Below are 22,118 nucleotides of genomic sequence, written 5' to 3'. Positions count from 1 at the left end.
CAACCAACGCCACATTGGGGCGCTTGTCTTCGCGGGTCAGGCGGCGCAGGCGGGAACCAGGCGGCGCGCGGCGGTGACCATCGGCAGCAGCCGCGTGCCGAGGTTGCGGGCGGCCAGGCCGCCGCGGGTGGCCGGGATCAGCAGGGCCGCGGCCGTGGAAACGTTGCGCAGCTTGGGATCCACGAGCTTCCGGTGCGTGGTTTCGTAGCGCCGGAACGCCGCGGCGGCGTCGTCCGGGGTGCGGCCCAGTTCTTCGGCGAGGGTGAAGGCGCCGGTCATGGCCAGCGTCGAGCCGTCACCGAAGAGCGACACGCACGACGCCGCGTCGCCGGCGAGGACGATCCGGCCGGCGGCCCAGGTGTCCATGCGCACCCGGCTCACGGAGTCGAGGTAGAGGTCGTCCGCCTCGCGCACCTGCTCGAGCAGTTCGGGCACGCGCCAGCCGGCGCCCGCGTACGCCTCGGCGAGCATCCGCCGGTGCAGCCCGGTGTCGCGGTGGTCGAAGCCCGGCAGCGCATCGCCGCGGAACATGAAGGCTGCGATGCCGCGGCCGCGGGACGGGTGCACGGCGACGGCGCGGCCGGGGGAGTTGTACATGACGACTTCGGTGCGGTCCGCCGTCGGTCCGGCCAGCGGCAGCGTCGCGATGTAGACACCCATGTGCTCGACGAACTCGCGTTCGGGGCCGAACGCGAGCCGCCGCACCGCGGAGTGCAGGCCGTCGGCGCCGATCACGAGGTCGAAGCGCCGCGGGGCACCCCGGTCGAACGTGACGTCGACGCCACCGTCGTCCTGGCGGAGCCCGGTGATCGAGTCGTGGAAGACGAACTCGGCGTGGTCGCGGGCGGCGTCGTGCAGGATCGCTGCGAGGTCGGTGCGCGGGATCTCGATGTCGCCGCCGCTGTTCATGGCCACTCGCCCGGTCCGGCGGCCCTTGCCGTCGACGAACCTGATCGCGGTGGCGTCGGTGCTCGCCTCGCGCAGCTTCTCGGTGATGCCCATCCGGTCCGCGACGCGCGCGGCCGGCCCGCGGACGTCGACCGGGCTGCCGCTGGAGCGCAGCCCGGCGGCGCGTTCCACCACGGTGGGCCGGAAGCCCGCGCGGGCCAGCCAGTAGGCGAGCGTCGGTCCGGCGACCCCGGCGCCGGAGATCAGTACGGTCTGCTCGGTCATGGCGTACCCCCATCAACGGTTCCTGACCATCGGTCAGTCGCGACCGTACACGCCTGTCCGCCGGTCAGGCAACCGGCTAGGCTCGCGTGATGACGGACGACACCCGCGCGCGGATCCTGCGCGCCGCGCTGGAGGAGTTCGCGGCGCGCGGCTACCACGCGACTTCGGTGCGGGAGCTGGCCGAACGCGTCGGCGTGACCAAGACCGCGGTGCTCTACCACTTCCCCGGCAAGGCCGACATCGTCACGGCGCTGGCCGAGCCGATGCTGGCCGAGTTCGAAACGGCGCTGGCGAAGGCGGCGGAGGCCGCCGACGCCCGGCGCGCGGCGATCGAAGGGTTGCTGGACGTCTGGCTGGCGCACCGGTACCTGCTGCGGATGAACCTGCGTGACCTCGGCCTGACCGCGTCGGCCGAGGCGTTCGAACGGTTCCGCGACGGCATGCTCCAGGCCAACGCCCTGGTGGCCGGGCCGGACGCGGACTTCGCGGGCCGGGTTCGCGCGGCGCAGGCGATCGCGATGCTCAGCGACCCGGTCGTGCTGTTCGCCGACGCCGCGGTCGGCGAGCTCCGCGCCGCGGTCCTCGATGGCGTCGCCCGGCTGTTCTCCGCCGCCGGATCCGAGGGCAAGGCCCGCGGCCGCCGCGGCAGGCCGTCCGTGATGAGCCCGGAGACGATCGAGGCGGCCCAGCGCCTCCACGACGCCGGCCGCGCGCCCGCGGACATCGCGGCCGAGCTCGGCGTCTCCCGCGCGACGATCTACCGTCACCTGCCGGGCGCGGAATAATGAGACGCTTTATGAGACATATTGAGACGGCGGCTCCGGAGGGCCCCGGCGGTCTCAGTTCGCGACACCACCCGCCACGGGCCGGAACCACAGCGTGAACTCGGTCTTCTGCGGCACGAGGCGGTACGCCGGCAGCACCCCGGGCCCGCAGGACGCCGACCCGAGCCCGTGCCGGGCCGCGTCCAGCGTCAGGTGCACCAGGTTCCCCGGCACGAGATCGCGCGTGTGCCGGGCTTCCTCCAAGGCCTCGGTCGTCCAGCGGCGGGCCGTGAAGGCGAACTCCGGGTCGCCGTCGACGCGGAGACCGGTTCCGTCCGGCGCCGTGAACAGCGCCCAGCGAACTCCCGCGCGGCTGCCGTTCTCCTGCGGGAAGACGTATGGCGTCTGCAGGCCGTCGACGCTGCTCGAAAACCGGCCGATCCGGGCCGCCTGGCGGCTGTCCGGGTACGCCTCGCCGGGGCCGCCGCCGAACCACTCGGCCGAGCCGAGCGCGCCCGGGACCGCCATCGCCAGGCCGAGCCGGGGGAGCGTGCCCGGCAGCGAACCGTCCGGCGTCACCTCCACCCGGAGCCGCAGGCGGTCGGCGAACGCCGTCCACGTGTAGTCCGCGAACAGGCCGAACGGCTGCGCCGGCGGGGCGACGCGGGTGCGGACCACGAGTTCGTCGCCGTCGGCGTCGACCTCGATGACCCGGTGCTGCATCCGGTGCAGGCCCGCCTCGCGCCATCGCGAAGCCTCGGGCGGGCCCGGGAACGCGCCGCGGTCGTTGTCGGTCGTCGCGCGCCAGACGTCCAGACGGGGGCCTTCCACGTCCTGACCGCCCAGCGCGGTCAGGCGGCCCGAGAACGGGTCGAACTCGCCGATGCCCAGCAACAGCCGTCCGGCGGTGCGGAACACCGGACCGCGCGCCGTGGGCGACGGCCGGGCCGGAGCAGCCGACACCGGCACCTGCCCCCACCCGACGACGTGCGCGGCCGGCGCCCACGAAGCCGCGGCGGTCAACGACGCCGAGACGGTCAGCCACGACTCACCCGTGGCCGGCGGCAGCGACGGGAACGGCACCGAAACACTCTGTCCGGAGTGGACGACCGGAACGTCGAGAGTGCCCTGGGCGACGGTGAGTCCTTCGACCTCGAGGACCCAGCCGAACGTCAGGTGCTCGGTGGTCAGGAAGTCGTAGTGGTTCGACACCTCGATACCGGACGAGCCGGACGAGATCCGGACCGGCTCGATGATCTTCGCGTACTCGGTCAGCGCCGGCGACGGCGTCCGGTCCGGGAAGACCAGGCCGTCGATGACGAAGTTGCCGTCGTGGATCTGTTCGCCGAAGTCACCGCCGTAGGCGAAACCGTCCGGAGTGGACAGACCGTGGTCGATCCACTCCCAGATGAACCCGCCCTGGCAGTTCGGGTAGCGCTCGAACAGCTCCCGGTATTCGACCAGGCCGCCCGGGCCGTTGCCCATCGCGTGCCCGTACTCGCACAGCACGAACGGCAGGTCCCGGCGGCGCGCGTTGCCATCCTCCCGGCGGCCGATCCGCTCGACCTCCTCGTGGGACGCGTACATCCGGCTGTGGACGTCCACATAGGAGCACTCTTGGTCGCCCTCGTAGTGCACCGGCCGGGTCGGGTCGCGGTGGCGCACCCACTCCGCCATCCGCGCCAGGTTCTCCCCGGTGTGGCTCTCGTTGCCGAGCGACCAGAGGATGACGCTGGGCCGGTTCTTGTCCCGCTCCACGGTGCGCCGCATCCGGTCGAGGTAGGCCTCGGCCCACATCGGCTCGGAGCTCGGGTTCCGCTCCCAGCCGAGCGGCCCGAAGCCGTGGGTCTCCAGGTCGCACTCGTCGATCACCCACAGGCCGTACTCGTCGCACAGCTCCAGGAACGCCGGGTCGGGCGGGTAGTGGCTGGTCCGGACGGCGTTGACGTTGTGCCGCTTCATGAGCAGGACGTCGGCGAGCGCGGTCTCCCGCGACACCGCGCGGCCGGTGCGCGGGTCGTGCTCGTGGCGGTTCACCCCGCGCAGCAGGAGCCGGCGGCCGTTGACCTTGAGCTGCCCGTCCTCGATCGTCACAGTCCGGAAGCCGATCCGCACCGGCACCCGTTCGGCCACAGTGGACAGCGTGCCCGCGTACAGCCGCGGCGATTCCGCGCTCCACGGCTCGACCGGCAGGGTCAGCGCCTCCCCGGCCGGGTGCCCGGCGACGCCCAGCTCGGGGATGTCCAGCACGACGCCGGGACCGGTCTCGACCTGGATCGTGCCCAGCCCCGCCTGGTGGTCGTAGTCCGCGCGGACCCAGTAGTCGCCGATGCCGCCGGACGGCCGGGCGAGCAGGGTGACGGCGCGGAAGATCCCGGACAGCCACCACATGTCCTGGTCCTCGAGGTAACTGCCCGCCGACCACTGGTGCACGCGCACGGCGAGGACGTTGTCCGCCGGCCGCAGCAGCGCCCCCACCTCGAACTCCGACGGCAGCCTGCTCCCCTTCGTGACGCCGAGCTCGGTGCCGTTGAGCCAGATCCGCGCGCACGAGTCGATCCCGTCGAAGCGGAGCACGGCGGGCCCGGCCGGCCAGCCGGCGGGCAGGGCGAACCGCAGCCGGTGGTCGCCGGTCGGGTTGTCCGACGGCACGTGCGGCGGATCGACCGGGAACGGGTAGTCCACGTTCGTGTAGGCGGGCCGGCCGTGGCCGTGCAGCTGCCACAGCGACGGCACCGGCAGCTCGTCCCACGCCGAGTCGTCGAAGTCGTCGCGTTCGACGCCCTCGGGAGCGGCGGCGACGCCCGGCGAGAGCCGGAACCGCCAGGTGCCGTTCAGCGACAGTGACGGCGCGTCGGAGCTGAAGGCCGCGCGCGGGGGCACCGAACCGTGGCCGGGGGCCGGGTCTTCGACGTACGACATGGGGGTCCCTTTCCGCCCGTGCGGGCCCTACCGTGACCGCGGCCGTGAACGTTCCCGTGAACGTTCACGGACCGTCCGGCAGTGTGCTTGGCGGCGTGCGCGGGTGTCAAGCGATCAGGCGGATTCCCGCAGGTGGAGCCCGGCGCGGACGATCAGCTCGGCGGGTTCGAGGGGCGTGGCCCCGGTCACGAGCCGCGCCGCCTGCTCGACGGCCAGCGCGCCGAGCGCGCGGGTGTCGAGCGCGACGCTGGAGAGCTCCGGTTCGACCAGGGTGCCCAGCGCCAGCCCGTCGAACCCGATCACCGCGAGGTCGGCGGGCACGCGCAGGCCGAACCGGCGGGCCTCGCGCAGGGCGCCGATGGCGATCACGTCGTTGAAGGCGAACACGGCGGTGACGTCCGGGTGGGCGGCGAGCAGGGTGGCCAGCGCCGCGCCGCCGCCGTCGACGGTCTGGGCGGCGCCGACGATCCAGCCGGGGTGCACCGCGACCCCGCACTCGGCGGCGGCCCGGCGGAACCACACCTGGCGGACGCTCGGCTCGGAGCGGCCGCTGTAGTCGAGCATCCCGATCCGCCGGTGCCCGCGGGAGACCAGGTGGGCGACGGCTTCGCGGACGCCGTCCTCGCCGTCGATCCCGATGCCGCTGAACCGCGGGGTGCGCGGCTCGCGGCCGATCAGCACCACCGGGATGCCCGGGGTCAGGCGGTCGAGGTCTTCGTCGGACCGGCTGAAGTAGCCGACGACCGCGTCGACCTGGGCGCCGATCACCCGCAGCGTGGCGAGCTCCTGCTCGGCGTCGCCGGCGGTGTCGTAGACGACCACGTGCCAGCCGCGGGCCCGGGCCGCCTCCAGCGCGCCGGAGGCGACCTCGGTGAAGAACGGGTTGAGCAGGTCCGGCACCACCAAGCCGATCGTCGTGGTCTCCGGCCGGACCAGGCCGCGGGCGAAGCGGCTCGGGCGGTACCCGAGCTCGCGGGCGGCGTCGAGGACGCGCTGCTTGGTCGAGCCGTCGATCTCGGCCTTGTCGTTCAGCGCCCGCGACACGGTCTGCCGGGAGACGCCGGCCGAGCGGGCGACGTCGTGGATCGTCACCCGCCGCGGTTCCGTGCTCGAAGACACCGCCCACCTCCTCCGCCGCCGAGGTCGAGTATGCCCGCCCGCGGCCGCCGCGCTACCCGGCCGGGATGCGTTCGCGACGAACCGCCGGCACCACCACCGGCACCGGGATCGAGGAGAAGGCGACACCGAGGACGTGAGTCAGCGCAGGTAGTTGTAGACGCTGGCGCGGGAGATCCCGAGCAGGTCGGTCAGCGCCGGCACCGCGTTCTTCAGCTCCAGGAACCCCCGCTCCTTCAACGACCGCACGAGGTCCTTCTTCCCGGCCGGCGGCAGGCTGCGCGGGGTGTGGCCGCGCTCGGTCGCGTAGTCCTCGACCAGCGCGCGCAGTTCGTCGCCGGTGCGGGCGCGCAGCGTCTCGGCCAGGGGAGCCGGTTCGTCGGTGCGGACCAGGCGGGTCAGGGCGCCGGCCGCCGAGCCGAGCAGGGAGACGTCGAGGTTGAGGCACAAGGCCGCGACGTACTCGCCGTCCGAGTTGCGGATGCCGATCGACGTGCTCTTCGCCGGCCGGCCGTCGGGGAAGCGGTTCGGGTAGTTCTGCAGCACGTCCGGGAACCCGGGATCGGCGATCCGGGCCAGGCCCAGCTCGGTCGCGGGGTCGCCGACGGCGCGCCCGGACAGCCCGCCTTCGATCGCCCGCACGGCGTGGGCCGGGTCGCGCAGGTCGTGCAGCACGACCTCGCACAGGCCGGGGAACATCCGGCCGACGGCGTGGGCGATCTTCTCGGCTTCGCGCAGCAGCAGCTCGTCCTCGGTCATCCGACCAGCTCCCGCAGCCGGTCGGGCGCCTTGAGCCCGGAGCCGGTGAGCACGACGATGGTGGTCTCGCCCGGCCGGATCGCGCCGCGGTCGCGGAACACGTCGATGGCCGCGGCGGCGGTCGCGCTGGTCGGCTCCGCGTAGAGGCCGAGGGACGCCAGGCGGCGGGCGGCCGCGGCGATGGCGTCTTCGCCGATCGCGACCGTGTCGCCACCTGATCGCCGGATCGCCGCGACGACCTCCGGCAGCCGGACCGGCCGGCGGATCGCCGTCCCCTCGGCGACCGTCGGGGCGAACGGCGGTGGCGGCCGGTCGTGGAAGGCCGCGTCGAGGGGGGAGCAGTTCCGCGGTTGCGCGACGAGCAGGCGCGGGCGCCGCGTGATCGACCCGGCGGCCAGCAGCTCGCCGAACCCGAGGTCGCAGCCCAGCACGATGCTGCCCGCGCCGGCCACCGTGACGACGGCGTCCGGCGCGCGGAAGCCGAGGTCCTCCCACAGCTCGTAGGCGAGGGTTTTGGTGCCCTGCAGGAAGAACGGGTGCCAGTTGTGGCTCGCGTAGGTCGTGCGGGCCGAGCGCCGGACGGCTTCGGCGGCGGTGTCGTCACGCGTGCCGGGCACCAGCTCGACGGCCGCACCGTACGCGCGGGTCTGCAGGACCTTCGCGGGCGACGTTCCCTCGGGCGCCAGGACGGTCGCCGCGATCCCGGCCGCGGCGCTGTAGGCCGCGACCGACGAGCCGCCGTTGCCGGAGCTGTCCTCCAGGAGGTGCCGCACACCGGCGCCGGCCAGCGCGGAGATCATGACGCTGGAGCCGCGGTCCTTGAAGCTGCCGGTCGGGCTGAACCACTCCAGCTTGAACCGGACCTCGGCGTCGCCCCAGGTCCGGGGGACCAGCGGGGTGCAGCCCTCGCCGAGCGAAACCGGACGCAGGTCGCCGGGCAGGGCGGCCCGGTACCGCCAGAGCGACCGGACGCCGGTGTCGACGTCGCCGGGGCCCAGCCCGGCCAGTGCGGCGACGGTCACCGGGGCGCCGTCGTCGCCGCGCCACCGCAACGGATCACCCGGGTAGCGCGTTCCCGAGCGCTCGTCGCTGTACCAGTACTCCACGCCCACCTCCGCCATCACTGGACAGTCAGTCGAAGCTTAGACGATGTGTCCAGGCTACTCGCAAGTACGCGAAACGCGTTCAGCTTCTTCTCAGCAAAGTCCGTAACGCCACGGGGGAAGATTTCGATCACCGTCACCTGATGGTGGGTCGGCAACCGACCGATGGTGTCCGTCCGAATACCGGTTGTCGTCGCCGGTCCGGCGTGGTGTGGGCGGTCCGCCGGACGCCGGACCTTCTCGGTGGTGGTCGTGTGAGCACGGAGAACACCGGCCGCCGCCGAATCCACAGTGGACCTCCGGGCCGGGCGCGGCCGGACCGGACGTTTCCGGCCCCATTCTTCGGGGCTTCTGAAAATTGCGGAGAAACTGTCGTCATGAACGGGTGGAAGGATATCCGAAAATCGTTCACGGATGGCCGATGGCGGTGCGGCCGGTTTACCGCCGGGACACGCCGTCGTGGCCCGCGGGAAACGAGGGCCCGCCGTTCGGCGTGGGCCGGCGTGGCCAACCGCACTGCGTCCACCGGGCGGGATGGCTTGCGCCGTCCGGTGGCGCGAGGCGGGTGGACCACCGGGCCACATCGGTCAGGCGGTGATCATCCGTCCGGACGGCAATCCACGCGCCATCCCGTCGTGCGGAACGTGACGCCGGCGTTAAATTCTTGCGTCCCCGGGCTGGTCGATCCCGATTTTTCTGAACCTCCGCTATGAAATCGTGTCGGGTTGTTGACGGCATGGAAGGAACCCGCTTAAGTACTCCCGTTGCCCATCACCCTTTCGTGCGTAGCGGGAGTTCCCATGCGTGTCTCGAAAGACGACCGCGTATCGGCCGCGCTCGTCGTTGCCGTGTCGCCACTCCGGTGGCCGTCGGCGCGCGGAGTCGCGGCCGCGGCCCGCGGGGGCGGGCTCGGCGTGCTCGACCTGACCGGCCCGGGCACCGCGGCCACGGACGAGCTCGCGCTGCTGGGGGAATGGGGCGTGCCGGCGTTCGGCGTCCGGCTCACGCGTCCGGTCACGGCCGCGGAGCTGCCCGAAAGCGCGACCACCGTCCTGCTGACCGAAGACTCCCCGTGCACGGCGCGGGACTTCCCGGGACGGCGCGTGCTGGCCGAGGTCACCAGCCGCGCGGGAGCAGCGCGGGCGGTCGACGGCGGCGCCAACGGCCTGATCGCGCGCGGTCACGAATGCGGTGGCCGGACAGGTGAACTGAGCACGTTCGTCTTGCTGCAGGCCCTGCTCGCCGACGAAGCCCTGGACGTCCCGGTGTGGGCGGCCGGCGGGATCGGGCCGCACACCGCAGCGGCCGCGGTCGCGGGCGGGGCGGCCGGGGTCGTCGTCGACACCCAGCTCGCCCTGCTGCCGGAGGCCGAGCTGCCGTCGGCGCTCACCGGCGCCCTCACCGGCCTCGACGGTTCGGAAACGATCGTCGCCGACGGTGTCCGCGTCCTGGCGCGGCGCGGTTCGGAGCCGCTCGAAGCCGGCCAGGACGTCTTCCTCGCCACCCGCTTCCGCGACCGCTGGGGCACGGTGACCGCGGCGGTGCGTGGTCTTCGCGAGGCCGTCGGCGAGGCGCTGCGCACGGAAATCCCGGTGCTGGGCCCCGGCAGCGCGGGCAGCCGCGCGCTCGGCACGACGCTGCCGATCGCCCAGGGACCGATGACGCGGGTCAGCGACCAGCCCGCGTTCGCCGCCGAAGTCGCCGCGGGCGGGGCGCTGCCGTTCGTCGCGCTGGCCCTGTCCGGCCCGGAGCAGACCCGCGAACTCCTGGAGCGCACCCGCGAAGCCGTCGGTGGCGCGCCCTGGGGTGTCGGCGTCCTCGGCTTCGCCGCCGACGACGTCAAGTCCGCGCAGCTCGAAGTGATCCGCGAACTGCGGCCCACCCACGCGATCATCGCCGGCGGCCGCCCGGCCCAGGCCGCGGCCCTCGAGGACGCCGGCATCGCGACCTTCCTCCACGTGCCCTCGCCCGGGCTGCTCAAGCAGTTCCTGCAGGCCGGTGCCCGCAAGTTCGTCTTCGAAGGGTCGGAGTGCGGCGGCCACGTCGGGCCCCGCACCAGCTTCCCGTTGTGGGAGGCCCAGCTCGGCGTCCTCGCCGATTTCCTCGCGGCGGCCCCGGATGCCGCAGCGGACCTGCGGCTGCTGTTCGCGGGCGGGATCCACGACGAGCGCTCGGCCGCGATGGTGGCCGCCCTCGCCGCGCCGGTGGCCGCGCGCGGCGCGGCGATCGGGGTGCTGATGGGCACCGCCTACCTCTTCACCCGCGAGGCCGTCGACGCGGGCGCCGTGCTCCCGCTGTTCCAGCGCCGCCTGCTCGGCGCCGAGCACACCGATCTCCTCGAAACCGCGCCGGGCCACGCCACCCGCTGCGTCCGCAGCCCGTTCACCGAGGAGTACGCGGCGATCAAGGCGGACCTCGCCGAGCGGGGCGTACCCAGCCGGGACGCCTGGGAGCAGCTCGAAACCCTGAACGTCGGCCGCCTCCGCCTGGCGAGCAAGGGCATCGAGCGCGTCGGCGCCGAACTGCGCGACGTCGGCGAGGACCGGCAGCTCGCCGAAGGCATGTTCATGGCGGGCGAAGTCGCGGTGCTGCGCTCGGCCGTCACGACGATCGCCGACCTGCACCACGCGGTGGGTGAAGGCGCGAACGAATTCCTGCGCGCCCGGGCCGCCGGACTCGGCGTCGCGACGCCGGAACCGCCCGCGCCCGCGCCACTGGACATCGCGATCGTCGGGATGGCCTGCATGTTCCCGCAGGCGCCCGACCTGGCCACGTTCTGGGCGAACGTGCTGGCCGGCGCCGACGCCGTCACCGAAGTCCCGCCGCAGCGCTGGGACACCGAGCTGTACTACGACGCGGACGGCCAGGGCGAGCGCACACCGTCGCGCTGGGGCGGATTCCTGCCGGAGATCGGGTTCGACCCGCTGCGCTACGGCATCCCGCCGTCGTCGCTGGCCAGCATCGAACCGGTGCAGCTGCTGGCGCTGGAGGCCGCGCGCCGCGCGCTGGCCGACGCGGGCTACGCCGACCGCGCCTTCGACCGGGCCCGGACGTCGGTGGTGTTCGGCGCCGAGGCGGGCAGCGACCTGTCGAACGCGATGACGCTGCGCACCGTGCTGCCGTCCTACCTGGGCGAACTGCCGCCCGCGCTCGACGAGCGGCTGCCGCGGATCACCGACGACTCCTTCCCCGGCGTGCTGGCGAACGTCATCGCCGGGCGGATCGCCAACCGGCTCGACCTGGGCGGCGCGAACTACACCGTCGACGCCGCCTGCGCGTCGTCGCTGACCGCGGTCGACGTCGCCTGCAAGGAGCTGACCGCCGGCACCAGCGACCTCGTCCTCTGCGGCGGCGCGGACCTGCACAACGGCATCAACGACTACCTCCTGTTCGCTTCCGCGCACGCCCTCTCGCCGACCGGCCGGTCCGCGACGTTCGACAGCGCCGCGGACGGCATCGCGCTCGGCGAAGGTGTCGGCTGCGTCGCGCTGAAGCGCCTGGCCGACGCCGAACGCGACGGCGACCGGGTCTACGCGGTGATCAAGGGCGTCGGCGCGGCATCGGACGGCCGCGCGCTCGGCCTCACCGCGCCCCGGCCGGAGGGCCAGCACACCGCGCTGACCCGCGCCTACCGCAACGCCGGCGTCTCGCCCGCGCGCGTCGGGCTGGTCGAGGCGCACGGCACCGGCACCGTCGTCGGCGACCGGACCGAGCTGGGCACGCTGACGAAGGTGTTCACCGAGGCCGGCGCCGCGCCGGGCGGGTGCACGATCGGCTCGGTGAAGTCGCAGATCGGGCACACCAAGTGCGCCGCGGGACTGGCCGGGCTGATCAAGACCGCGCTCGCGCTGCACACCGGCGTCAAACCGCCGACACTGCACCTTTCTTCGCCGAACCCCGCGTGGGATCCCGGCACCAGCCCCTTCGTGTTCCAGTCGGCGGCGCAGCCGTGGGCCGCGCCGCCCGCCGAACGGTTCGCCGGGGTCAGCGCGTTCGGCTTCGGCGGCACGAACTTCCACGTCGTGCTCGGCGCGCACGACAGTGTCCCGCCGGCGCAGGCGGCCGACGAGTGGCCGGCCGAGCTGTTCCTCTTCGCCACCGACGCGGCCGCCCGCGACCTGCTGGCGCTGGCCGAAGACGTGCCCGCCGGGCACCGGCCGTGGCGGCTGCGCGACCTGGCGCTGAGCGCGTCGCGGCGAGCCGAGGGCCGGCCGGTCCGGCTCGCCGTCGTCGCGTCCACTGTGGACGAGCTGACCGGGCTGCTGCGCCGGGCACTGGACGGGCGAGATGTGCCCGGGGTGTACCGCGCCGGCCCGGCCGAACCGGGCGAGGTCGCGGTGCTGTTCCCCGGCCAGGGCAGCCAGCGGCCGGGCATGTTCGCCGAGCTGTTCGTCACCTTCCCCGAGCTGCAGCGGTACCTGCGGCTGGACCCGCCGACCGCCGACGTCGTGTTCGGCCCGGCGGCGTTCGGGGAGCAGGCCCGGCAGAACGCCGCCGACCGCGTCACCGACACCCGCGTCGCCCAGCCCGCGCTCGGCCTCGCCGGGCTGGCCGCGTTCCGGCTGCTGACCCGCGCCGGGGTGCGGCCCGGGATGGTCGGCGGGCACAGCTACGGCGAACTGACGGCGCTGGCCGCGGCCGGCGCGCTCACCCCCGAAGCACTGCTGCACGCCAGTCACGCCCGCGCCGGGGCGATCGTCGACGCCGTCCCGGACGGGGATCCGGGCGCGATGGCCGCGGTCTCGGCGGGCGCGGCCGAGACCGGCAAGGTCCTCGCCGACGCCGGGCTCGCCGCCGTCGTCCTGGCCAACCACAACTCGCCGGAACAGACGGTGATCTCCGGGCCGACCGCCGACGTCGAAGCCGCCGTCGGGCAGCTGCGCGCCGCCGGGCTCGGCGCGAAGCGGATCCGGGTCGCGTGCGCGTTCCACAGTCCCCTGGTGGCTCCGGCGGGGGAGGCGTTCGGCCGCGCCCTCGGCGCGATCGGCGTCGTGCGCCCCGCCGTCCCGGTCTACGGCAACCGGACCGCCGGCCCCTACCCGGCGGATCCCGACGAGATCCGCGGCGAGCTGGCCGCGCAACTGGGCGCGCCCGTCCGGTTCGTCGAGCAGGTCGAGGCGATGTACGCGGCCGGCGCGCGGGTGTTCGTCGAGGCCGGGCCGGGTGCGGTGCTGGCCAGGCAGGTCGGCGCGATCCTCGGCGACCGGCCACACCGGACGGTCGGCTTCGAGCAGCCGGGCCGCCGCGGCCTCCCGGGCTTCCTCGGCGCGCTCGCCCAGCTGGCGGTGGCCGGGGTGGCCGTCGAGACGGGCTGGCTGTTCCGCGGCCGCGACGCGGTCGACGCGGCGGCCACCCCGCGTCCGAAGTGTCCCGGGTGGACGGTCGACGGCCACCTGCTCCGCACCGCGGACGGCACGATCCCGGCCGGCGCCCTGCGCCCGGCCGAGCGGCTCTCACTCGGCTTGGCCGCCCCGGCGCCCGAGGCGGCGACGGGGTCGGCGTCGGAGGCGCTGGTCGCCGACTTCCTCCGCACGAGCCGGGAAATGATCGCCGCCCAGCGCGACGTGCTCCTCGGCTTCCTCGGCAGCGACGCCCCGGTTCGGGCCGTGTCCGAGCGCCCCAATGTGGCGTTGGTTGCGCTGGACGCACCGAACGCCACTTTGGGTGCGCTGGACGCACCGAACGCCACATTGGGGCGCTCGGTGCTGGAGACGATCGTCGAGGTGATCGGGGAGCGGACGGGCTATCCGGTGGAGATGATCGAGCCGGATCTCGATCTGGAAGCCGACCTGAGCATCGACTCGATCAAGCGCGCGGAGATCGCGGGCGAGCTCGCGTCCCGGCTGGGGCTCGCCGGCGGTGACGTCGAGGAGTTCGCCAAGGCCCGGACGGCGGCGGCGATCGCGGAGCTGATCGGTGACCAGCGCCCCAATGTGGCGTTGGTTGCGTCCAACGCACCGAACGCCACATTGGGTGCGTTGGACGCACCGAACGCCACATTGGGGCGCTCTGTCCTGGAGACGATCGTCGAGGTGATCGGGGAGCGGACCGGCTATCCGGTGGAGATGATCGAGCCGGATCTCGATCTGGAAGCCGACCTGAGCATCGACTCGATCAAGCGGGCCGAGATCGCCGGGGAACTGGCTACCCGGCTGAACCTGGACACCGGTAGTGACGTCGAGGAACTGGCCAAGGCCCGCACGGCCGCGGCGATCGCGGACCTCCTCGACGCGGGATCCGCGAAGCCGGAAGTCGCAACGTCCGAACCCGCGCCGGAAGCCGGGCCCACGCCGGTCATCGTCGCGCCGAAACGCCTGGTCATGGCCGAGGTCGACCTGGCACCCGCCGGGACGCCCGAGGTCGCCGGCCGGAAGTTCCTCGTCCTCGGCTCCGGCCCGCTGGCCGAAGCCGTCCGGACCCGGCTCACCGGTCTGGGCGCGACGGCCGAGATCGCCGACGACGTCCGCGCCGGGTTCGACGGGGTGATCGACCTCCCGGCGGCCGGGCCGGTGCTGCCGGCCGCCTTCCCCCGTTACCGTGCCGCCCTCGCCGGGGACCCGGCCTGGTTGCTGACCGCCGGACCCGGCGACGGCCTGCGCGGGTTCCACCGCAGCATCGCCCGCGAGTACCCGGACACCCTGGCCAGAGTGGTCGAGCTGCCGCCGGGCGCCACCACCGACGAAAGCGCGGCCGCGCTCGTCGCCGAGTTGTCCACTGTGGACCGCGAACCCGTCGTGGTCCGCGAAGGCGGGGCCCGCAGGGGCTTCCGGATGACCGAGCGGGAACTCGGCCCGCTCGCCACCAGCGGCGCGGGCCCGGCGGGCGACGGCGCCGCCGAGGCGGCCGCGATCGGCCTGGACCGCGACTCCGTCGTCCTGCTCGTCGGCGGCGCCAAGGGCATCACCGCCCGGTTCGCCGCCACCCTGGCCGCGGCGGCCCGCTGCCGCGTCGAACTCCTCGGCCGGACGCCGGTCCCGGCCGCCGGCGACGAGTTCCCGCGGGCGAAGGACGCCAAGGAACTGCGCGCCGCCCTGATTGCGAGCGGGCTGAACAGTCCCGCCGAGATCGAACGGACTGTGCGCCGGATCGAGGGCGAACGCGAAGTCCGCCGGACGCTGCGCGAGCTCGAAGCCCTCGGCAGCCCGGTGCGCTACCAGTCCGTCGACATGCTCGACGCCGAAGCCGTGCACCGCGCGGTCAAGGAGATCCACGCCGAGCACGGCCGCCTCGACGGCATCGTCTACGCGGCCGGGGTGATCGAGGACAAGCTGGTCGCCGAGAAGACCCCGGAGTCGTTCAACCGCGTGTACGGCACGAAGGTCGACGGCGCCCGGACCCTGCTGGAGGCGACGGCCGACCTGCCGGACGAGCCGAAGTTCGTGGTGCTGTTCGGCAGCATCGCCGCGACGCTCGGCAACCGCGGCCAGTCGGACTACGCCGCCGCCAACGACGCGCTGGAGGCACTCGGCAGGCGGTGGCCAGCCGGACGCGCGGTGACCGTCCACTGGGGACCGTGGGCGCCGACCGGTGACCACGACGGCATGGTGACGCCCGCGCTGATGCGCGACTACGCCCGCCGCGGCATCGCGCTGATCGACCCGGAGGAGGGCGCCCTCGGCCTGCTCCGCGAGCTGGCGTGGGGCCGCCAGGACACCGCCGCCGTCGTCCACACCGCTTCGGGCTGGTGACGCGGATGCCGGACCCCGTGGCCATCGTCGGGATGTCGGTGCTGCTGCCCGGCGCGCCGGACCTGGCGACGTACTGGCGCAATCTCGCCGGCGGCGTCGACGCCATCACCGAAGTGCCGCCGGAGAAGTGGGACGGCGCGCATTACGCACCGGACGCGGAGCGGCGGGCCGATCGGGTCTACTGCCGGCGCGGCGGGTTCGTCGACGAACTGGCCGAAGTGGACGTCACCGGGTTCGGGATCATGCCGAACTCGGTGTCCGCCACCGAACCCGACCAGCTGATCGCGCTGCGGGTCGCGGCGCAGGCCGTCGCGGACGCGGGCGGCCAGGACCGGCTGCCCGCCGACCGCGGCCGGATCGGCGTCGTGCTCGGCCGCGGCGGCTACCTGACACCCGGGCTGGTCCGCCTCGACCAGCGCGTCCGCACCGCCAGCCAGCTCGTCCGCACGCTCGGCGAGCTGCTGCCCGACCTCGACCCCGCGCGCCTCGACGCCGTCCGGCAGGCCTTCACCGACCAGCTCGGCCCGGAGGCGCCGGAATCCGCGATCGGCCTGGTGCCCAACCTGGCCGCGTCACGGCTGGCCAACCGCCTCGACCTGCGGGGCCCCGCGTACACGGTGGACGCCGCCTGCGCGTCTTCGCTGATCGCCGTCGACCACGCCGTGCGGGAACTCGCCACCGGCCGCTGCGACGTCGTGCTCGCCGGCGGGGTGCACCACTGCCACGACATCACCCTCTGGAGCGTGTTCAACCAGCTCGGCGCGCTGTCGCCGTCCGAGCGCATCCGCCCGTTCCACCGCGACGCCGACGGCGTGCTGATCGGCGAGGGCACCGGCGTCGTCGTGCTGAAACGCCTCGCCGACGCCGAGCGGGACGGCGACCGCGTCTACGCCGTGATCACCGGCACCGGCGTCGCCTCCGACGGCCGGACCGCCAGCCTGGCCAGCCCGGACTCCGGCGGCCAGGTCCGGGCGGTCCGCCAGGCGTGGGCCGCGGCGGGCCTCGACCCCGCCGCCCCGGATTCGATCGGGCTCCTGGAGGCCCACGGCACCGCGACCCCGGCCGGCGACGCGGCCGAACTGGCCACCCTGGAAGCGGTGTTCGGCCCGGCGGGCAGCGCGGTGCTCGGTTCGGTCAAGTCGATGATCGGCCACACGATGCCGGCGGCCGGTGTCGCCGGGCTGGTCAAGGCGGCCTTGGCCGTGCACCACGGCGTCCTGCTGCCCACCCTGCACTGCGACGACCCGCATCCGGCGCTGGCGAAGACCCGCTTCTCCACTTTGGACACCGCGGCGCCGTGGGACGCCGCGGTGCGCCGCGCCGGGGTCAACGCGTTCGGCTTCGGCGGGATCAACGCCCACGTCGTGCTGGAACAGGCGCCGGACCGGGCGGTGCCGGCCGTCGTGGTGCGTGAGCCCGAACGCGTGCTGAGGCTCGCCGCCCCGACCGTCGAGGCGCTGCGTGACCTGTTCGACCGCCCCGGACCCCAGGAGACCGGCGACGGGCCGGTCCGGCTCGGCATCGTCGACCCGACGGAGAAGCGGCTGGCCCTGGCCAGGAAGGCACTGGCGCGGGGCCGGGCCTGGCGCGGCCGCAACGACGTGTGGTTCGCCGACCGCCCTCTGCTCGGGCCGGGCGGCGGCAAGGTCGCGTTCGTCTTCCCCGGCCTGGAGTCGGAGCTGACGCTGAACTGCGGCGACGTCGCCCGCCACTTCGGCCTGCCCTGGAAGCACGGCGACGTCGAGGTCGGTGACGTCGGCCGCCAGGGCGCCGCGGTGTTCGAGCTGGGCAGGCTGCTGCACGCCGCCCTCGGGCGGATCGGCGTCACCCCGGACGCCGTCGCCGGGCACAGCCTGGGTGAATGGACGGCGATGGCCGTGGCCGGCGTGCACGCCGAAGCGGAGGTCGATGCCTTTCTCGCCGGGTTCGACCCGGACGCCCTCGTCGTCCCGGGGCTCACCTTCGCCGCGGTCGGCGCACCCGCGCCCCGGGTGCTCGAGGAGCTGGCCGGGCGCACGGACGTCGTGCTCTCCCACGACAACTCGCCCAACCAGGCCATGATCTGCGGTCCGGCGGCGGCGGTCGGCACGCTCGTCAGCCGGTTCCGGACCGCGGGGATCGTCGCGCAGGTGCTGCCGTTCCGGTCCGGCTTCCACACCCCGATGCTGCGGCCGTACCTGGACCCGATCCGCGAGGCGGCCGCACGGTTCACCCTGCACCCGCCGGACGTGCCGCTCTGGTCGGCGACCACGGTGTCGGAGTACCCGGCCGCCGAAGCGGAGGTCCGCGAGCTGTTCGTCCGGCACCTGCTGGAACCGGTCCGGTTCCGCCCGCTCGTCCGGGCGCTGCACGCCGCCGGGTTCCGGGCGTTCGTCCAGCTCGGCGCGGGACAGCTCGGTTCCCTGGTCGGCGACACCCTGCACGGGGAAGAGCACTTGGTCGTGGCGGCGCACTCGGCGCACCGCCCCGGCCTCGCGCAGCTGCGCCGGGTCGCGACCGCGCTGTGGGCTGACGGCCTCGACGTCGACTTCGCCCGCCTGCCCGGCGGCGGTGGCCGCCCGGCCGCGCACCGGCTGGTCAAACTGGACCTGGGCGGCCACCTGATCTCCCTGGACGAAGAGGTCCGCGCGCGGATCGCGCTGCCGGCCACCCACCGGTCCACGGTGGGCGACCTGGCCGGAAAGGGACCGCTGGCCGCGGAGTTCGCCCGGCTGCTGGAGGACACCGCCGAGCTGGCGTCCACGGTGCTCGCCGGGCCGGCACGCCGCCTTCCGGCGCCAAAGCCGCTGGACACCACACTCAGCGTCTCGGTCGAAGCGATGCCGTACCTGCTCGACCACTGCTTCTTCAAGCAGCCACCGCAGGCCGATCCGGGCGACCGATGGCCGGTGGTGCCGGCTACCACGGTGATCGACCACCTGATGGGTTTCGCCGAGCAGGCCGCGCCCGGCCGCCGCGCGGTCGCGGTGCACGACGTCCGGCTCAGCCAGTGGATCACGGCGGTCCCGGCCGTCACGGTGCCGGTCCGGGTCCGGCCCCACGGCGCCGACCGGGTGCTCGCGGCCCTGGAGGGCTACTCCCAGGCGGTCGTGGAACTCGCCACCGCCTACCCCGCGGACGCCCCCGCGCCGTGGCGGTTCCCGGCGTCGGCGGAGCAGGTGCCGGAGATGACGGCGGCCCAGTTGTACGGCGACCGCTGGATGTTCCACGGCCCGCGCTTCCAGGGTGTCACCGAGCTGACGGCCGTCGGCGACCGGCACGTGCGGGCCGTGCTGACCACGCCGGCCGCGCCGGGCGCGCTGCTCGACAACGTCGGCCAGGTGCTCGGCTACTGGATCATGTCCCGGCAGCCCGAACGCACGACCGTCTTCCCGGTCGCCATGCGCGAAATCCGGTTCCACGGCCCGCACCCGGCGCCGGGGGAGCGGCTGGAGTGCCTGGTCCGGATCACCGCGCTGACCGACGAGTTCCTCGACGCCGACATGCAGATCGTCCACAACGGACAGGTCTGGGCCGAGTTCACCGGCTGGCGCGACCGGCGGTTCGACAGCACCCCGCACATCCGCCAGGCCGACCGGACCCCCGAGCGCTCGACGCTGTCGGTCGAGCAGCCGGGCGGCTGGGCACTCGTGCACGAGCAGTGGCCGGACCTGGCCACCCGCGAGCTGATCATGCGCAACTACCTCGCCGGCCCCGAACGCGGCGCCTACGAACGCCGTCCGCCGCGCGGGCGGCGGCAGTGGCTGCTCGGCCGGATCGCGGCGAAGGACGCGGTGCGCCAGTTCCTCTGGGCCCGGGGCGAGTCGGAGATGTTCCCGGCCGAACTGCGGATCGGCAACGACGACACCGGCCGTCCGTTCGCGACCGGCGCCTACGGCCGGGAGCTGCCGCCCTTGACGATTTCGGTGGCGCACCGGGCCGAGGCGGGGGTGGCGATCGCCCGGTTCGGGCTGTGCGGCATCGACGTCGAAGAGGTCGTGCCGCGTGCGGAGTCCACTGTGGACGCGGCACTCGGCGCGGCGGAGCTGGCTCTGTACGCGAGCCTTCCCGGCGATCCGGACCGCTGGTTCGCCCGGTTCTGGACCGCGAAGGAAGCCGTCGCGAAGCTGCGCGGCACCGGCCTTCGCGGCGAACCCCGGGACTTCGCGGTCGTCGCGGCCGCGCCGGACGAACTCGTCGTCCGCGTCGCCGGGCGCGACCACCACGTGTGCTGCGCCGACAGCGAGAACCCGCCCGGCGCGCCGCCGCGCCGCTACGTCGTCGCCTGGACCGAAGAGACGAAGGAGACTGCGGAATGAGCATCGAAACCACGGCTGTCCAGGGGGCGACCGACGAGGTGGCCGTCCTGGCTCAGCTCGGCGAAATGCTGCGGGCGCTGCTGGAAGAGTACGGCCTCGACGAGGACGACACCGGCGAAATCACCATGGACACGACCTTCCACGACGACCTCGAACTGGAGAGCGTCGACCTGGTGGCGCTGTCCGGGCAGCTGCGCGAGCACTACGGCGACCGCGTCAACTTCGCGACGTTCATCGCCGAGCGCGACCTCGAGGAGATCATCGCGCTGACCGTGGGCGAGCTCGTCCGGTACATCGTCGCCTCGCTGCGGGCGACGGCGTGAGCCGCGTCCGGGCGGGCGAGCTGGACGTGCACGTCCAACGGCTCGCCCCGGAAGTGCCGCTCGACGGGGACGCGCCGATCGTCGTGTGCGTCCACGGCCTGCTGACCGACAGCCTCGCCAGCTACTACTTCACGCTCGGCCCGGCCTTCGCCGCGCGCGGGCTCGACGTGCTGATGTACGACCTGCGCGGGCACGGCCGCACGACCCGGCCGGAGTCCGGGTACCGCCTGGAGCAGTTCGTCGACGACCTCGTCGCCGTCCTGGACGCCTGCGGTGTCACGCGGCTGGTGCATGTGGTGGGCAACTCCTTCGGCAGCTCGGTGGCCTTCGGGCTCGCCGCCGCCCGGCCCGACCGCGTCGCGAGCGTCGTCGTGATCGAAGGCGAACCACCGACCGAGGAGTGGACGCGGCACATGGCCGACGGTCTCGCCGACGCGAAGACCCGGCTGGCCATCGACGAGGTGATCGGCTGGATCGAAGACAACCACGGCGCGCACACCGCCCGGCTGTCGAAGGCGGCGAACCGGATCCTCCAGACCACCACGATCGCCGAGGACATCCCGCGCAGCGCGACCATCGCGGCCGACCTCTCGGCGGTGCGCTGCCCGGTGTTCGCCATCTTCGGCGGCGACTCGGGACTCGCCGCGCAGGTGCCGCACTTCGAGGCGCACCTGGAGCGGTGCCGCACCGTCGTGCTGCCCGACCAGGGCCACTCGGTGCTGGTCGAGCGGACCGACGAGACCATCGAGCTGATCTTCGAGTGGGTCCGTGACACCTCGCGCGTCGCGGCGCGGGTGCGCTAGTGGGCCGGTTCCTGTTCGTCGTCCCGCCGCTGGTCGGGCACGTCAACCCGGCCGCGGGCGTCGCGGCCGAGCTCACCGCGCGCGGGCACGAGGTCGCCTGGGCCGGGCACGCCGAGCTGCTGTGGCAGCTGGCCGGCCCGGACGCGCTCGTGTTCTCGTGCGCCCTCCCCGCCGGCGTGGCCGAACGACCGCCGGGGCTCAAGGGACCCGCCGCGCTGCGGTTCCTCTGGCAGGACTTCCTCGTCCCGCTGGCCGACGCGATGGCGCCCGGGGTGGACGCGGCGATCGACGCGTTCGGACCGCACGTCGTCGTCGCCGACCAGCAGGCCCTCGCCGGTGGCCTGCTCGCCGAAGCCCGCGGCCTGCCGTGGGTCACCTCGGCGACGACGTCGGCCGAGCTGACCGACCCGCTCGCCGGGATGCCGAAGGTCGCGGAGTGGGTCGGCGAGCTGCTGGCCGGCCTGCGCGCGCGGGTCGCCGGCGGCCGCGGCTCGGCGGATCCCCGGTTCTCGCCCCACGGCGTGCTCGCCTTCACCACCAGCGAGCTGCTCGGCTCGGCCGAGCTGCCCCCGCGCACCCGGCTCGTCGGGCCCGCGCTCGGCTCGCGTCCGTCCACAACGGACTTCCCGTGGGAGTGGCTCGACCCGCTCTGCCCGACGGTGCTGGTCTCCCTCGGCACGGCCAACACCGGCGCGGGCGCGGAGTTCCTGACCGCGACGGCGGAGGCGTTCGCCGGGCTGGCCGCGCGCGCGGTGATCGCCGACCCAGGCGGCGTGCTCGGCGAGGTCCCGCCGAACGTCCTGGTGTGCCCGCGGGTCCCGCAGCTGCCGTTGCTGCCGCGGGTGGACGCGGTGCTGTGCCACGCGGGCCACAACACCGTCTGCGAGACGCTGTGGCACGGCCTGCCGCTCGTGGTGGCCCCGATCCGCGACGACCAGCCGATCGTCGCCGCCCAGGTGGTCGCGGCGGGCGCCGGGATCCGGCTGCGCTTCGGCCGCGCGGACGCGCCCCGCATCGCGGCGGCGGTCACTGAGGTGCTCACGGAGCCGTCGTACCGCCGGGCGGCGGAAACCGTGGCGGCTTCGTTCCACGCGGCGGGCGGAAGTGCCGCGGCCGCCGGGCATCTGGAACAGCTCGCGTTGGAAAGCCTGGCGCGGCTGCGCCCGTGA

11 protein-coding genes are annotated in these 22,118 nt (G+C 74.1%); 6 read left to right on the top strand and 5 right to left on the bottom strand.

All coding sequences use genetic code 11. The features are described 5' to 3' along the window. Positions 1–36 precede the first annotated feature (36 nt). Positions 37–1,173 carry an FAD-dependent monooxygenase gene (locus tag AB0M82_RS05040; protein ID WP_364717805.1) on the bottom strand — a complete coding sequence of 379 codons (1,137 nt, stop codon included), beginning with the start codon at positions 1,171–1,173 and terminating at the stop codon, positions 37–39. Positions 1,174–1,262: 89 nt separating this feature from the next. On the opposite strand from AB0M82_RS05040, the gene AB0M82_RS05035 reads away from it, so the two are divergent. Next, positions 1,263–1,958 carry a TetR family transcriptional regulator gene (locus tag AB0M82_RS05035; protein WP_364717804.1) on the top strand — a complete coding sequence of 232 codons (696 nt, stop codon included), beginning with the start codon at positions 1,263–1,265 and terminating at the stop codon, positions 1,956–1,958. A 54-nt stretch (positions 1,959–2,012) separates the two neighbouring features. Here the strand turns inward: AB0M82_RS05035 and AB0M82_RS05030 are convergent, their stop codons facing one another. The 4 genes from AB0M82_RS05030 to AB0M82_RS05015 all read right to left on the bottom strand — a co-directional run bounded on the left by AB0M82_RS05030 (position 2,013) and on the right by AB0M82_RS05015 (position 7,855). Further along, entirely contained in the window at positions 2,013–4,859 is a 2,847-nt protein-coding gene (locus AB0M82_RS05030) for a glycoside hydrolase family 2 TIM barrel-domain containing protein (protein ID WP_364717803.1), read from the bottom strand. A gap of 114 nt (positions 4,860–4,973) precedes the next feature. Further along, positions 4,974–5,978 carry a LacI family DNA-binding transcriptional regulator gene (locus AB0M82_RS05025; protein ID WP_364717802.1) on the bottom strand — a complete coding sequence of 335 codons (1,005 nt, stop codon included), beginning with the start codon at positions 5,976–5,978 and terminating at the stop codon, positions 4,974–4,976. 138 nt (positions 5,979–6,116) lie between these two features. Next, positions 6,117–6,734: a PAS domain-containing protein gene (locus tag AB0M82_RS05020; RefSeq protein ID WP_364717800.1), complete on the bottom strand. Its 618-nt coding sequence runs from the start codon at positions 6,732–6,734 to the stop codon at positions 6,117–6,119. Continuing rightward, on the bottom strand, positions 6,731–7,855 hold the full coding sequence (locus tag AB0M82_RS05015) for a pyridoxal-phosphate dependent enzyme (RefSeq protein WP_364717798.1): 1,125 nt from the start codon (positions 7,853–7,855) through the stop codon (positions 6,731–6,733). The genes AB0M82_RS05020 and AB0M82_RS05015 overlap by 4 nt, the downstream gene beginning before the upstream one ends. Positions 7,856–8,637: 782 nt before the next feature. Between AB0M82_RS05015 and AB0M82_RS05010 the strand changes: the two genes are divergently transcribed. Genes AB0M82_RS05010 through AB0M82_RS04990 form a run of 5 tightly spaced genes read left to right on the top strand, consistent with a single transcriptional unit; the run spans position 8,638 to position 22,118 of the window. Beyond that, positions 8,638–15,525, top strand: a complete 6,888-nt coding sequence (locus tag AB0M82_RS05010; protein ID WP_364717796.1) for an SDR family NAD(P)-dependent oxidoreductase — start codon at positions 8,638–8,640, stop codon at positions 15,523–15,525. Between the two features lie 5 nt (positions 15,526–15,530). Then, positions 15,531–19,823, top strand: a complete 4,293-nt coding sequence (locus AB0M82_RS05005; protein ID WP_364717794.1) for a beta-ketoacyl synthase N-terminal-like domain-containing protein — start codon at positions 15,531–15,533, stop codon at positions 19,821–19,823. After that, positions 19,820–20,146 carry a phosphopantetheine-binding protein gene (locus AB0M82_RS05000; protein WP_364717793.1) on the top strand — a complete coding sequence of 109 codons (327 nt, stop codon included), beginning with the start codon at positions 19,820–19,822 and terminating at the stop codon, positions 20,144–20,146. Before AB0M82_RS05005 ends, AB0M82_RS05000 begins: the two co-directional genes overlap by 4 nt. Then, positions 20,143–20,949: an alpha/beta hydrolase gene (locus AB0M82_RS04995; protein ID WP_364717792.1), complete on the top strand. Its 807-nt coding sequence runs from the start codon at positions 20,143–20,145 to the stop codon at positions 20,947–20,949. Before AB0M82_RS05000 ends, AB0M82_RS04995 begins: the two co-directional genes overlap by 4 nt. Further along, positions 20,949–22,118 carry a glycosyltransferase gene (locus AB0M82_RS04990; RefSeq protein ID WP_364717791.1) on the top strand — a complete coding sequence of 390 codons (1,170 nt, stop codon included), beginning with the start codon at positions 20,949–20,951 and terminating at the stop codon, positions 22,116–22,118. Before AB0M82_RS04995 ends, AB0M82_RS04990 begins: the two co-directional genes overlap by 1 nt.

The sequence above is a fragment of the Amycolatopsis sp. NPDC051128 genome, from assembly GCF_040682715.1.
Classification (GTDB): domain Bacteria; phylum Actinomycetota; class Actinomycetes; order Mycobacteriales; family Pseudonocardiaceae; genus Amycolatopsis.
Note: the sequence above shows the minus strand (reverse complement) of the source record. Positions and strands in the feature narration are given on the sequence as shown.

Excerpts from the sequence above, each read along its gene's own strand:
- AB0M82_RS05040 (WP_364717805.1), bottom strand. The coding sequence starts at position 1,173 with ATGACCGAGCAGACCGTACTGATCTCCGGCGCCGGGGTCGCCGGACCG.
- AB0M82_RS05035 (WP_364717804.1), top strand. The coding sequence starts at position 1,263 with ATGACGGACGACACCCGCGCGCGGATCCTGCGCGCCGCGCTGGAGGAG.
- AB0M82_RS05030 (WP_364717803.1), bottom strand. The coding sequence starts at position 4,859 with ATGTCGTACGTCGAAGACCCGGCCCCCGGCCACGGTTCGGTGCCCCCG.
- AB0M82_RS05020 (WP_364717800.1), bottom strand. The coding sequence starts at position 6,734 with ATGACCGAGGACGAGCTGCTGCTGCGCGAAGCCGAGAAGATCGCCCAC.
- AB0M82_RS05015 (WP_364717798.1), bottom strand. The coding sequence starts at position 7,855 with ATGGCGGAGGTGGGCGTGGAGTACTGGTACAGCGACGAGCGCTCGGGA.
- AB0M82_RS05010 (WP_364717796.1), top strand. The coding sequence starts at position 8,638 with ATGCGTGTCTCGAAAGACGACCGCGTATCGGCCGCGCTCGTCGTTGCC.
- AB0M82_RS05005 (WP_364717794.1), top strand. The coding sequence starts at position 15,531 with ATGCCGGACCCCGTGGCCATCGTCGGGATGTCGGTGCTGCTGCCCGGC.
- AB0M82_RS05000 (WP_364717793.1), top strand. The coding sequence starts at position 19,820 with ATGAGCATCGAAACCACGGCTGTCCAGGGGGCGACCGACGAGGTGGCC.